The sequence below is a fragment of the Marinobacter daepoensis DSM 16072 genome (genome assembly GCF_000421165.1).
GTDB lineage: Bacteria > Pseudomonadota > Gammaproteobacteria > Pseudomonadales > Oleiphilaceae > Marinobacter > Marinobacter daepoensis.
In genome coordinates, this window is record NZ_ATWI01000012.1 from 1 (window position 1) to 12,735 (window position 12,735).

The 12,735-nt window shown below is 49.5% G+C and carries 12 protein-coding genes and 2 pseudogenes; 8 read left to right on the forward strand and 6 right to left on the reverse strand.

Translation table 11 applies throughout. The annotated features are described in order from the left end of the window. Positions 1-47 precede the first annotated feature (47 nt). From K325_RS0113875 to K325_RS0113890, 4 genes are all read left to right on the forward strand, one after another. The gene (locus K325_RS0113875) at positions 48-992 is read left to right on the forward strand and encodes an IS5 family transposase (protein WP_029652210.1); all 945 of its coding nucleotides are present in this window, start codon (positions 48-50) and stop codon (positions 990-992) included. A gap of 154 nt (positions 993-1,146) precedes the next feature. Beyond that, positions 1,147-2,085, forward strand: a complete 939-nt coding sequence (locus K325_RS0113880; protein ID WP_051146660.1) for a hypothetical protein — start codon at positions 1,147-1,149, stop codon at positions 2,083-2,085. Positions 2,086-2,087: 2 nt separating this feature from the next. Beyond that, positions 2,088-2,681, forward strand: coding sequence for a hypothetical protein (locus K325_RS0113885; protein ID WP_029654872.1), 594 nt, complete (start codon positions 2,088-2,090; stop codon positions 2,679-2,681). Beyond that, positions 2,671-4,098, forward strand: coding sequence for a tyrosine-type recombinase/integrase (locus K325_RS0113890; protein WP_029654873.1), 1,428 nt, complete (start codon positions 2,671-2,673; stop codon positions 4,096-4,098). The genes K325_RS0113885 and K325_RS0113890 overlap by 11 nt, the downstream gene beginning before the upstream one ends. 41 nt (positions 4,099-4,139) lie before the next feature. On the opposite strand, the gene K325_RS0113895 is transcribed toward K325_RS0113890, so the two are convergent. After that, a complete protein-coding gene (locus K325_RS0113895; protein ID WP_029654874.1) occupies positions 4,140-4,388 on the reverse strand; it encodes a helix-turn-helix domain-containing protein in 249 nt (82 codons plus the stop codon). A 270-nt stretch (positions 4,389-4,658) separates the two neighbouring features. On the opposite strand from K325_RS0113895, the gene K325_RS0113900 reads away from it, so the two are divergent. Both K325_RS0113900 and K325_RS18740 read left to right on the forward strand, forming a co-directional pair. Next, a complete protein-coding gene (locus tag K325_RS0113900) occupies positions 4,659-5,033 on the forward strand; it encodes a hypothetical protein (RefSeq protein ID WP_211218158.1) in 375 nt (124 codons plus the stop codon). Positions 5,034-5,681: 648 nt separating this feature from the next. Next, complete coding sequence (locus K325_RS18740; RefSeq protein ID WP_211218159.1) at positions 5,682-6,848, forward strand: hypothetical protein; 1,167 nt, start codon at positions 5,682-5,684, stop codon at positions 6,846-6,848. Positions 6,849-6,904: 56 nt separating this feature from the next. On the opposite strand, the gene K325_RS0113915 is transcribed toward K325_RS18740, so the two are convergent. Next, on the reverse strand, positions 6,905-8,533 hold the full coding sequence (locus K325_RS0113915) for an N-6 DNA methylase (protein ID WP_029654876.1): 1,629 nt from the start codon (positions 8,531-8,533) through the stop codon (positions 6,905-6,907). Continuing rightward, positions 8,523-8,711, reverse strand: coding sequence for a hypothetical protein (locus tag K325_RS0113920; protein WP_029654877.1), 189 nt, complete (start codon positions 8,709-8,711; stop codon positions 8,523-8,525). The genes K325_RS0113915 and K325_RS0113920 overlap by 11 nt, the downstream gene beginning before the upstream one ends. 303 nt (positions 8,712-9,014) lie before the next feature. Between K325_RS0113920 and K325_RS18425 the strand changes: the two are divergent. Further along, positions 9,015-9,556, forward strand: a pseudogene (locus K325_RS18425) (IS3 family transposase); the annotation flags it as partial. A 272-nt stretch (positions 9,557-9,828) separates the two neighbouring features. Here K325_RS18425 and K325_RS18600 read toward each other — a convergent pair. Next, complete coding sequence (locus K325_RS18600; protein ID WP_156836603.1) at positions 9,829-9,993, reverse strand: hypothetical protein; 165 nt, start codon at positions 9,991-9,993, stop codon at positions 9,829-9,831. Between the two features lie 171 nt (positions 9,994-10,164). On the opposite strand from K325_RS18600, the gene K325_RS0113940 reads away from it, so the two are divergent. Then, complete coding sequence (locus tag K325_RS0113940) at positions 10,165-10,791, forward strand: hypothetical protein (RefSeq protein WP_029654879.1); 627 nt, start codon at positions 10,165-10,167, stop codon at positions 10,789-10,791. Positions 10,792-11,149: 358 nt separating this feature from the next. Here the strand turns inward: K325_RS0113940 and K325_RS0113945 are convergent. Together K325_RS0113945 and K325_RS0113950 are read right to left on the reverse strand one after the other, a co-directional pair. After that, positions 11,150-11,524, reverse strand: a pseudogene (locus K325_RS0113945) (DEAD/DEAH box helicase); the annotation flags it as partial. Positions 11,525-11,537: 13 nt separating this feature from the next. After that, positions 11,538-12,725: a YbfB/YjiJ family MFS transporter gene (locus K325_RS0113950; RefSeq protein ID WP_029654881.1), complete on the reverse strand. Its 1,188-nt coding sequence runs from the start codon at positions 12,723-12,725 to the stop codon at positions 11,538-11,540. Between the last annotated feature and the right edge of the window lie 10 nt (positions 12,726-12,735).

Here is a 12,735-nt window from a genome sequence, read left to right on the forward strand (position 1 = left end):
ATCAGCGATAATACGGCCATCGTCAACCGCATAGGATCGTTGCCACCATGGATCAGATCACTTTCTCCGAAGCCGAGTACCAGACCAAGAAGCGCAAAACCCGCCGCGAGATCTTTCTGGAACGGATGGACAAGCTGATTCCCTGGAAACAGCTGGAGAAGAAGGTGGCCCGATATTACCCCAAGGGTCAGAACGGACGCCCTCCCTATCCGTTGTCTGCCATGCTGCGTGTTCACTGCATGCAGTTGTTCTACAACCTCAGTGATCCTGCCATGGAAGACGCGCTGTACGAGATCGAATCCATGCGTCAGTTCGCCGGGCTGAAGCTGGACCGTCTGCCGGATGAAACCACGATTCTGAAGTTTCGTCATTTCCTGGAGCAACATGGCCTTGGCAACGTGCTGTTCAAAGAAGTGAACAAGCACCTGGAGAAAAATGGCCTGATGCTGCGTGAAGGCAGCATTGTGGACGCCACCATTATCTCTGCGCCCAGCTCCACAAAGAACAATTCTGGCAAGCGAGATCCTGAGATGCACCAGACCAGAAAAGGCAACGAATGGCATTTTGGCATGAAGATGCACATTGGTGTCGATGACACGCTGGGTCTGATCCACAGCATCGACACCACTGCTGCCAATGTTCATGACATCGTGCCTTCCGGCAAGCTATTGCACGGTGAAGAGCAGCGAGTATTCGGTGATGCCGGCTACCTTGGCCTCCAAAAATGGGCGGAGCATAAAAACCGCAAGAACGTGTCCTGGTTTATCGCCAAGCGCCCTGGTGCTCGGAAAACCCTGGATGCCGACAAGCTGAAAGCCGAGAAAATCAAAGCCAGCATCCGCTCAAAAGTGGAACATCCGTTCCGGTACATCAAACAGGTCTTCGGCTACAGCAAAGTCCGCTATCGCGGCTTGGCCAAGAACAACAACCGGCTGCATTTGCTGGCCGCGTTCAGCAACCTACTGATCGGTGAAAAATACCTACTGGCGTAGGGCCAGTGCGCCTGTTTTCCGCCAAAACGGCGGTAGACGGGTAAAAAACAGACAAACAACGGGAGGGTAGTGTTTGAATTCTCGATCTTTTGCCGGCTCATGCCGATGAAAATTGGCGGTTATTCAGACTCTCCCTAGCCTTGAAGAGTTTGGCGTGAAGCACTTTGAATTATCCGAGGCACTAGAGAGGAACTCTTCGACTGAAAAACTCCGACAGAAACTGCCGAAATCAGACTACTTCAAAGCTCTAAGGCGGAATCAGGGACTTGTTGAACTGATCTATGTGTACTTTGGGGCGGTCCAGATCGTGGTCGGTGCTCTGACGGCTAGAAGAGGTGGGGAGCTAAGGGATCTTTTGGCTGAAGAGGCATTGGATTCTTCTAAACGTTGGATTGTCTTTCAAAACAGGAAGAGCACACGCTCGCTGATGGGCCTCAGATCCACAGAAGTCCGACCGGTCGAGCCCATCGCCGCCAAGATGATCCAAGAACTTGTTCGGTTCCACAAGATACTCAACAGACTAGGTTTTCCGGATAAAGAGGTCGCGCTCTTTTCTCCTCCGAACCGGAGGGGGCATAACAAGCGTGTTGCGCCTGACTCCTATATTTACAACTTGTGCTTTGACGTATTCTGCGACTACTTCGAGACCAGTATTAATGCGAATGGCCAACGGTATTACTTCAGGCAGCATCAACTACGGAGATTCTTCGCACTCCTTTTCTTCTACAGCAACTCTTTTGGCGGATTGGAAACCTTGCAGTGGATGCTGGGACATACCGATCTGAAGCACGTTTGGCACTACATTACAGAATCCATGAGCGGCGACGTTCTACGAAGCGCTAAGTCCCAATACGTCGCCGAGAGCCTGCATCACAATGATGCAGAGAATTTCAAGGAGCTTTCGACCCTGTTGAAATCGAAATATGGAACGGATGATTTCACCCTAATCGATACCGACGAACTTGAAGACTATATTGAAAACCTCCTTGAGGACGGCGACATAGAGATCGAGCCCGAGTTCTTTACTGACGCTGATGGCGAAAAGATGAGAGTCATTGTCAAAGTTCGAGAACTCGAAGGGGCGGAGGCATAACAATGGATCGGCGCGTTGAGGGCAATCTCGCCTCTACTCAGGCTATTCGAAAGATACTTCTTGCCATTATCGAAACCCCTGACCAGTTCTGCGAGGACGAAGACCTTAAGCAGTCCCTCAAGAGCCAGGGAGGCATCGCAAAGCTGAAGTATGAGGTCGTAATCGACCAGAAGGATGTTTACAAGGGTCCTATGAGCCTGAACACCCTCAAGCGCTATGCAGGCGATCTTTTTGATCGGGGGTTTGAAGACCTTGACCAACTTCGCATTAAGGCCCTAGAAGCCATTCAGACGCATCTAGATCGGGAAATAAGGCCGGACTCCCGTTCCCGAGCTGGGTTGCTGTTGAAAGTACAAGAACTGGAAGAGGAGTTAGAAAAGCACCGATCGACCAATTTTCTACTTCTCCAGGCCATCTCTTCTGCCATGGCCACGATAAAGGGCGTCAGGGATGCCTCTAGCGAGGAGATCAGAGCAAAGCGGGCGGAGGATGGGCTCGATAGAATTCGCGCCATAGCCAGCCTAAATCCCCATCCTTTTGACCAAATTAAACCGTCAACTGTGGTCAGCTTGAAGGACTACAAGAATGAGAAGTAAAAATTCATCTCAACTCTATCAGCCAGTGCGTGAGCTAACTCTGTTTAGTCACCTGGCGCTTGGCCGAATTGCGACGAAAGATGGATCGAACATGCCCCACATCGTATGGCCTGACGGAACGCCTTGCATGCTGGCCAACCTGTACATGCTCAATCTTCGAGAGCGCCCAGGACGTGGCGAAAAACAAGGGCTGTCCAGGCGCGGATCGAAAGGCGGAACGATGGGCGAGTATGCAGCAAAATTGAGCCAGCTAGTTCGTTTCTGCCATACCAATGGCTGGGATTTAATCCAGTTGACTGATGACAGATTCACCCTGTTTATCAACGCCTTACGATCTGAAAGATCGAGCCAAAACCCTGAAGCAAGGAAGAAAACGGAAACAACCCTTACTGCTGTTGGTAGGGTTTGCTTGGATTTTCTGGAATATGTAGGTGCCTTTTATGGTGACTCCAGCTTCGTATCTGAACAAGGAACCATTCGCGCTACCAAAAAGGACTTCAGCATTCCTAGCCGAAATCGTGGAAAGGACATAAAGCGCAGTTACTGGCACCACCACTCGTTTTCTAGCGGTGAGCGAATCAAGAAGAGAAACCCGATCCCTGCTGAAAACATCGAAAAGCTGCGAAAGGCCGTTGATAAGGCCGGGGGATCGCGTTTTCTGCAAAGCCGCAGGCATTGTGTCCTATCCATTCTGGAGCAAGTTGGACCTCGCAGAGGGGAAGTTGTAGAGCTGCGTGTCTCGGAGATCATGAAAGCATCAGGGATGGAGCACCCTATGCTCAAAATTCTTAACCTGAAGCAAGGAGAAGACAGCTATCGATCTGTACCGGTCACTCACATGCTTCTAGCCCAGCTCAAAAAGCACATTCGCCTCTTTCGGAACAAAGTTATCAAATCAAAGCTGGGCAAGGTCAACGATCATGATTTTTTCCTGGTATCAGAAACCACAGGAAAGCCCGTTGGCGCGGATCTGATAACCAATGAAATTAGTAAACTTCGTTCGATTGCAGGTATCGAAGAGCAGGCCTGTGCTCACATGTTCAGGCACTCATTCGTCACCAATTTGTTTGTTCTTCTCATTGAAAGGCATGAGTTTGAGAACACTAATGACTTCCGTAAAGCCCTTCTCGGCAGCGAGAAATTCAGGATGGAAGTCATGCAGTGGACAGGGCATCAAGACCCCTCCTCCCTAGATCACTACATCGATTTTGCGTTTGCAAAGGTTTCGAATTACGCCCACACAGTCTCGTCTGTCCATCTGATCCGAGCACAAGAGATTTTCGACAAGATGCTTCTGGAGCTTTCTCAGAAGCTCCAGAACGGCACAATTACAGTTGATCAACATTATGTTGAGCTTCAGGAGCTTATCTCACTCAGGAATAAAGACTTCGAAACAGCACAGGCAAGAGACGACTGATGCGGCCTCAGTGCACTTGTTATTGACTTGAACTGGTCACTCTACGTCCTTGGTTTTGAGTCATCAGCTCCCACCTTGCTCTGGTCCGGAACCAAATCTTTTGGTGAGCAGCCAAGAGTGCCAGCCAAAATATACAGCTTTTCGATGGTGAGATTTACCTGCCCGCGTTCGACTTTCCCAATGTAACTTCGGTCAATACCAGCGGTGTAAGCGAGTTGCTCCTGCGAAAACCCTTTGAGCTTTCTGATTTTCCTGAGGTTTTTACCAAACTCTAGTCGAACTGTATCCATAGGTGCCTCTGACTGACACCCAAACTATCAATACCTTGAGTTAAATAGGCCACGGCATATAATACCCATTTGTGTAATGGTGAAATTGTCAGTGGTGAGGAAAATATGTCCGAGAACGCCCCAACTCTGGATAGGGTCCTCCACGAAATCCTCGCGGAAGCGGCTGGCAATCGATTCGAGCTGACACGGATTCGGAATCAATACACTAATAGCATTTCCGAAAATGTAAGGCCCTCGAAAAAAGACCTTTGGTGGTACGTATATACGGAGATGGAAAAGTTACGAAGCTACGGATTGGTGAGAACCTTAGAGCGCTCAGACAGCTGTGAGGGAAAGGTTTATGAGATTAGCCAGCACTTTGGAGAATGCCCTATCAGCATCGTGCCAGAGCCTTTTCATCAACCCGCACAAAAAGCGTTAGAAATGAAACGAATCGAGGACCTAAAGTATAAAATAGAGGTTTACCGCCGAACCATTCAAATGCTTATGGGGTCAATCAAAGAAACTCAGGACCTAGCAGATGAAATGCCGCCTTTGGCCGAAACTCTTGAGAAAAAAGCTGCTTCACTCAATGCAAAATATCTGGAGCTATCTGGACGTATCGGTGCAATCAGATCGATACTGGACGAACTTACGGATGCATGATGGATTTTTTGCAGCTTGTTTCAGCCCGGTGACAAACGTAGAGCGGCTATAAAGGAAACGCTAATAACGGTGCAAATAACAAACCCTAAGCGATTCATAAATTGATAGCACCGCTATGACCCGCTCCTGATCATCAGCAGATTTGCTCTCTGATCGACATTCAAGCCTCACGCCTTAAGAATGGATAACGCAACGTCACGTCGATTTTCTTGGCTAGCAACATTCATAAGCTCCTCCTTAATACTGGCGCGATTGACGCCTATTATAGCCAAAGAACTTCGACTACGACGGCACTCTAGGGGTTCCATGAACGCGAATCAGTAATGACTTGCTTCTCATCACCTCTCTTCATTAAAGGAACTTAGTTGGACGCTGAACGTAGCAGATGATCTATCGATATGGATTGAGTGCCATGCCGCTTTGTCATTTTTGATCTGAACGGAATTTGAATAGGCGCTAAAGAATGGCGTCTTCACTACGCGGTTCACGGAGAGCTATGAAGCCTATCGTTTATCATTGGTTTAGCAGGCGCGATTCAGTTTTATTGCACTACAGTGGCAATGTCTATTAATAAAAGTAGAATAAGCATTCTTAGGTTGGTGCACAGCGCCATTTTGAAATTTCACATTTCCAATAGCGAGACATAAGATGGCAAGGGTCTTCGCGTTAACACAAGGCTTGGTTCCAGATCATGACCATGAGAACGCTGTCAATGAATTACTAAGCCACACAGATGTTGACAACTTTTTTCTCAGTGTTGCTTTTGTGCGTGACGGCGGGGTGGCGAAAATTGAGCCGCAATTGAGAATCCGAAGCAACGCTGTTCAATTTTTTTCGGGAATAGCTAACGGCATAACGTCACGGCAAGCGCTAGCTAGACTTCTTGATATCGGTGTTTGCCCCTTCGTTGTGGATATGGGAACCCAAGCAAGCATTTTCCATCCTAAGCTCTACGCGGCGATTGGTGCACAAACGTCCCGAGTTATTTTAGGCAGCGCCAATTTAACCTCAAGTGGCCTCAGTGACAACATTGAAGTCAGCTCCTTTATCGAATTGGATATGCATAATCAAAATGACTTCCAATATTTAAATGCACTAATTAGTCCATTCCATGCATTAATAGGTAATTATCCACAGAATATTTTTCAGGTCACAACGAAGCATCAACTGGATGTCCTAGTCTCCGAAGGCAGGCTAGAGGATGAGTCGATCAAACCACAAGCTCCTGTAATTGGAACGAAATCGGTAGGAGCTGCTGCGGTTGCCACGCCTGCTTTCCCTGTTTACCGAAGGGCACCAAAAGTGGTTCCGCCGCCCCCTGTTCCGGCTGCCCCCTTGCCTTCAACAGCGCAGGCAGCAACGGCTCAACCGACAGCCCCAGCTCAGGGGTTGGTCTGGTCGAGTAGGGAGCTTTCAGAGCGTGATCTAAGTATTCCAACGGGTGCAAACACAAATCCGACGGGATCTATGTATTTCAAGAAAGGGCTACTTGAGGGAATCGATCAACGAGACTACTTTAGAAACGTCGTGTTTGCTCCGTTAACCTGGACTCCCGATCCTGCTCCAAATCGACATCACTTGCTGAGGGCTGAGGCGAATTTTGAAATTATTATCAATGGCATTTCCAACGGAGTTTTCAGGTTACGATTAACTCACAACTCGCTCACCAATACTCCAACTTATCGGCAAAATAATGCCATGACGCAGGTACATTGGGGGCCTGCCAGGCCAATCATCTCCCAGCGCGGATTGTTGGGTAAGCACATGAGCCTCTACCACTTGGGTGGGACAAATTATCAAATGACCATCACATAGGTCGAACAAGAAAGGGCGTGTAATGAAATATTGCACGCCCACAGATCAGCTAAGGCTTACTTACGTTGCCGCCGGTTTCTAAACCAAGACCAGATTTCGACTAGTCGATCCACAGATTTCTCGTCTATGCCTATATTGCTTAACACTCTATATCCATTTCGGCGAAGGACCTCCTCCATTGGCATTGTTCTGATCTCTTTATCTAAAAGGTCAAGCTCTACTTTCAGCTGATTAGGAAGAGGAATCCACAGCTTTTCTATCTCAGATGGCACCAGCTCTAAAACTCCTCCTCCGTAGTACCTGCCATTTAGTTCTGCCGAAATAGCAGTTAAAGGATTCATGAAGCAATATACTAGAGTGTCTGGGTCAACGTTCCCTAAGGTTTTAATTCGGTAAGCTGTATCGGTTGTGTAGGCACCGATTGTGTTAGAGATTAGTCGAGGCGCATCATGACAGCGCTTAAGCATGCCAATGCTTGTGGCATAAACTGAGGGCACTTTATACCATGGTTTGCGAATTCGACACTTGTAGCGCTGGTGTAAGCGTTCATTTTCGCCTGCTGAAATATAGTCCCTAACATTTTTTGGATAAAACTCTAGCTCTTCCTCCAATAGAAGGAAATTAGTGGGTTTCCCGGAGATTTGATTGGATTGATGTTGTACACTATCATAGATAACTCCTTTGCAATGCTCGCTTCTCCCGAACATTGGGTGAACATAATCATGCAAGCCGTGCTCGTCCACAGTTTTATCATCTATTAGGAAGAATTTATTTGCTCCCGTTACAATTCCGACATCAACTGTAGCTATATCTGTAAACCGGAACACACCCCTATGGCTGCATATTGAATTATAAAAATCTAGGCTGTCTGGACGAAAAAGAGCTTTTGTCCACTTTCCGACCACTGTTTCGCCATTAATCCCAATTGTGTTTTCAAAAAGAATATTAGGATCTGTATCTAGGAAACTTAGGCCTTGGACACTCTCTATAGAAACTCCTTGTGTAACTTCATTATGACTGTGTTTTTTTTCAGCCATCAACATAACCGCGCCTTGCAGAGTACCCTCAAACCAGATTTCTTGCGGGTCAATAACAACAACCTTTCTACACTCAGTACCCAAAAACGTTCGGAGAGACTGAGCATGAAGTACATGTACAATTTCTGAGGGTATCACCATTCCTAGGCGCTTTCCTGGTCGAAGCAAAGCTACACATGCGAGGATAAATGGCACCCAAGCATTTGTATGCTTCGTAAATTTTAATCCTAAGGTCTGAAATACGCCCTCAGTATTTAACTGAAACTGCTTTTCTAGAAATTGGTAGCGGATAAAAGGTGGGTTACCAACAACGCCATCAAAAAGTGATTGGCCTTCAAGAAGCGCCACATTTGCCCACTCTAGGAAATCCCCTTCAAATATATCGACATTCCTCAAGCCACATTGACGTGCAAGTTCTCGTGATTTTTGGGCCTCAGTGTCGAATAGTTCGTAGGCTGTAATATGGGCTGATCCATTGGTCATTTTTTCAGCAATGCTCTGCAAAAAAACACCATCACCGCAACTGGGCTCTAGAATGTTCTCCGGACGTGTTGCGCATACCCAATGCGTCAAGTAGTCAGCTAAGGGTTTAGGCGTGTAGTACCCTCCTCTAAGCTTCTGGGCCGTTTGGTCAGCTTTAAATTTCATCTTCTTCGTTCTCAAGATTGTTTAATTCGGCCCTCAGCCTGTCCTTCACATAAGCTTCCGAGGTTATAGTGAACCATTCTTTCAACGTCTTTTGTTCTAATGCGAGGACCGCATAAAGTTTTCGCTTCAAACTGGGATCAATTTCCAAGACCACTCGTCCAGAGTCACCTTTTGCCATAGCGCGCTCATTCAGGGCAATTAACCGATGTTGGTTATATTACTTAAGCAATGCAAATCAGTCAAATAATATAACAAACCTAAATACCTTATATGACTTATGTGATATAAAGCGTCATGTAGATCCGGGATCGGTCACGTAATGAATCTGTTGGAATTCTGACTACTGCGCAGCCGATTAACCATTTTCAGTGGTTGCTGTGGAGTCATCTATCGATATGGAAACTGATGATTAGGATAGTGAGGGGCAACTATCTGGTGAGATCCGTAATAAGCGTGCACTGGACTCTAGACATTAGGCGACAATCTCGCGCATGCCGTTGCTGCCACCGGACGATACCCTCTGAAGCGGGTTGCGGAAGTGCTGAAGGTATCGCGCTCCAATCTTCTGGATCGCCTTCATGGTCGCCAGAAAGGCCGAAGCCCGAGATACAACAAGCAGGACGATGATCGGCATTTACCGTTTATCCGTGAGCTGTTGCTGACAAGTGTCAAAACTCACTGTTGTTGACACTGTGTGAAGCCCGTGCTGCCAATGGCTATCGAAGGATCACCGCACGACTGAATCGGTTGCTCGCAGCCAACGACGAGCGAGTGAACCACAAGCGCGTGTACCGACTGATGAAGCAGGATGGGCTGCTGTTACCCCGATATACAGGGCGACCTCAAGAGCGCTGCCACAATGGCCAGGTTATTACGTTGAAGTCGGACCTTCGCTGATGCTCAGATGGCTTTGAAATCCGCTGCTGGAACAAGGAGGTTGTCCGTGTAGCCTTCAGCCTGGAATACCGATTCGGCCAGTCAGAGAGGGTGCCTCATCCGCTGGAATGGCTGAGCGATATGGGACGCTTCAGAAGCTTATAGCAGCGGAAAAAAAGATCGAGAGCCTTGGGGCAAGCATCCAATCAATGGAGAAACAGATCGGTCAGCTCAAAGAAAAAAGCTTCCCTAACTTACTTTCGATCTTACTTACTCCCTAACCCTGCGTGAAGCAAGCGAGCCCTGGCCAATTCGCACCGCCTACGGTGCGGACCATAACAGTCTCTTAAACGAGCCTTGGGCCAACAACAGAGCCTTCCATGATAATCCCCTGATCGACGTTATGTAGGTATACTGGTTCAGCAGAGAGACCGGAACAAGGAGGGGGCACGATGGATACTGTGAGCAAAGAAAGGCGCGTTGAAGTAGTCTCTCGGATCATCGATGCTTGGGGTCTCGATGCAGCACAGAAGGTGCAGATTCTCGATGATAAAGAGAGAGTCCTTTCGGTGCTGTCGATCCATGAGTCTCTCCAATGCATCTACTCCGAGAGTCCCGAGCGAGCTATACAGTGGCCCTTGAGACCGAACAAGGCGTTTGACGATACTCCTCCTATCGATGCGATTGTGAGCGGCGACATAGAACAAGTGAAAAAATACCTGCGATACCACTGCTACAACGCTTAATTATGAATCATGGACGACAAACCGAATTACGAGATTCGTGAGAAGCTCAACCGAAAACCGCCGGGTGAGCCGCTGACTATCGAAGAGATTCGCGAGCTGAAGAAAATCGAAGCTGAGCGAGTCAACAGTATCCTGGCTCGGGGTGTTAGATCGGAAGACAAGTCTACGGTCTGGGAGCAGCTATGGTCAGAAGGCCGCTGGTTACCGCCTAATCGTCGCCGACCGCTTGTCTATGTGACTGGGCTCACCGCTCTCAATATTCCCAACGAAGATGGCGATGCTCCTGGCTGGCACAGTCATCAGCTGGCTAATCGTGAGCGCTGGACGTGGTCAGGTAGTAAGATCGAATCGACAGTCCATTTGCTGAAGCGCGAAGGCATATATGATGCGACAGAGATATTGCGGCGCTATGCTCCTGAAACGCCAGAAGGAACGCTTGCGGCAAACTGGGATAGAGCGGTTTTTGATCTGCTACACCACTTCTCCAAAATCGGAGAACCTGTCCCAAATGTTCAGTACAAAGACCTTGAACACGCTATTAATGCGGATCAGGTAAAAAAATGGATTGCATCTGTGGATCTTCCTGAAGCGAAGAAAAGAACAATGCATCTCTGGTTTAAAGATGAAGACTCGTAATGCATAAGGTTTCTCCTCGCTTTCTGGGGTTCCTCACTCAAAGAATACTGAAAGCTCACGTTGGGCATTTCTCAATACCCTTATCGATTTAGTTCGTTTCTTCAGAACTCTGAATCAAAGACATCGATAAAGAGTCAGGGGGTTAGTGCGGCGAGGACTCAGCGCCTTAAGGGCTCTCAGGGAGGCCACTGCATTGGAGGCTTAGCAGACAATCATAGGCCAGGAGTGTCTAGTGGACCGGGGTAAGTCCAGATTGATGATTCTGATGTCCTGAGAACATCTGTTGACACTCTGGAACTGAATATCAGAAAAGTAGTTTTTGACAAGATATGTGGCATTAATCACAAAACAGCAAAACGTGGAACTCATCAAACAGCACTGCCGCGTAATCTTCCAACAGCGGGTCATTCTGGATCAGGCGGGTAAGAATCCCCTCCGTCACCACCTCAATCCGTGTTGCCTCTGAAACCCGGGTATCCAGCCTGGTTCGATAACCCACCGTCTGTCCCGGCGCTTCCCCCAGCTGTTTTGCCATAAACCGGGCTGCCGAACGTGCAGCCAGCCGCCGGGGTTCAAGCATCAGGATTTTACGGTCGTGTCTCCAGGGGGCATCGAGCAGAGCCAGCGGGACCCGGGTGGTTTTGCCCGCACCCGGGGGAGCCTGAAGCAACGCCGTCGTGTTTGCCTCCAGGGTCTGCTTCAGCTCGGGGAGCAAGGTCTCAATCGGGAGCATAGGGGCGGCGATATCAGGCGTCTGGTCGAGGTACGAAGAAAGCGAACAACAGGCCAAATGCCAGGGCAGCAACACCGATTCCGAACGCCGACACCAGGGTACCGCCGGCCTCAAGCCACTGTTTGGTCAACCAGGGACCGACCATCTGAGTGAAGCCATAAAGGGCCACCATGGCTGCAGACAGGCGAGGCCCCTGGTGCGGGTGCAGGGCGCGCCCAACACGCTGGGTCAGCAACACGGTGCCAAGGAACGTGCTGCCAACCAGCGCCGCACAGAGGACCAACCCAACGGCACCAGGCCAGACCACCGTTGCCAGCACCCCCGCCAACTGGATCAGAAAGTTCAGGCGTAGCGCTGGCAAATCTCCCATCCGGGCCCCCAGCTTGTTCCAGAGCCAGGGTGCCGGAATGGTGAACAAAGCGACAATCATCCAGGTGCCATCCAGCAGAACATGGCCTGCTGGCAACTCGCCCTGAGCAAGCAGGGGCAGGAAGGTCATGGGCAGGATATAACCAAGCCCGGCACCGGCGTAGGACAGAAACAAAGGAATGCTGGCCCGATCCAGTAACGGCGTGTTCACCACCGCCTGGCCAGCCTCATCGTGCTGACGCACCGGTACGTCGAGCTTACGCAGTTGGACAACCCCCCACCAGGCCAGAGGGATCGACAGCAACGCCGCCGGCCACCAGCGTTCAGCCCCATCCAGCATCCCGGCCGATCCGCTCACCAGACCGCTGGAGACCAGCAATCCCACGCCCACCCCAAGGTACACCAGGCCGCTCAGGGACGCCCGGTTCCGCAGCACCAGCCATTCCAGTATCAATGCTGGCGCCTGCACAAAGACCACACCATTCGCTACGCCATTGAGCCAGCGGGCTGCAGAGATCAGCGTGAGGTTATCAATCTGAGTCAGCAACAGGGTGGTCAGAACATGAATCGCCAGAAACAGGGGCAGAAGCTGCCGGATATGATCGATGCGATGCCAGCGAATCGCCAGCATCGCCCCCATCAGGTACCCCAGGTAATTCCAGGTAGCAACCGCTGCACCATCGGCCGCGCTGAACTGGCCATCGGCCACCAGATAAGGCAGAAGCGGGGTGTAGATAAAACGCCCCAGGGTGTGCACCACCATCAGAACCAGGCTGCCCGCAAGCAGAACGGTGAACAACTGTCGTGGTGAAATGGTGGGGCTTGAAGTCATGGGCCAACCC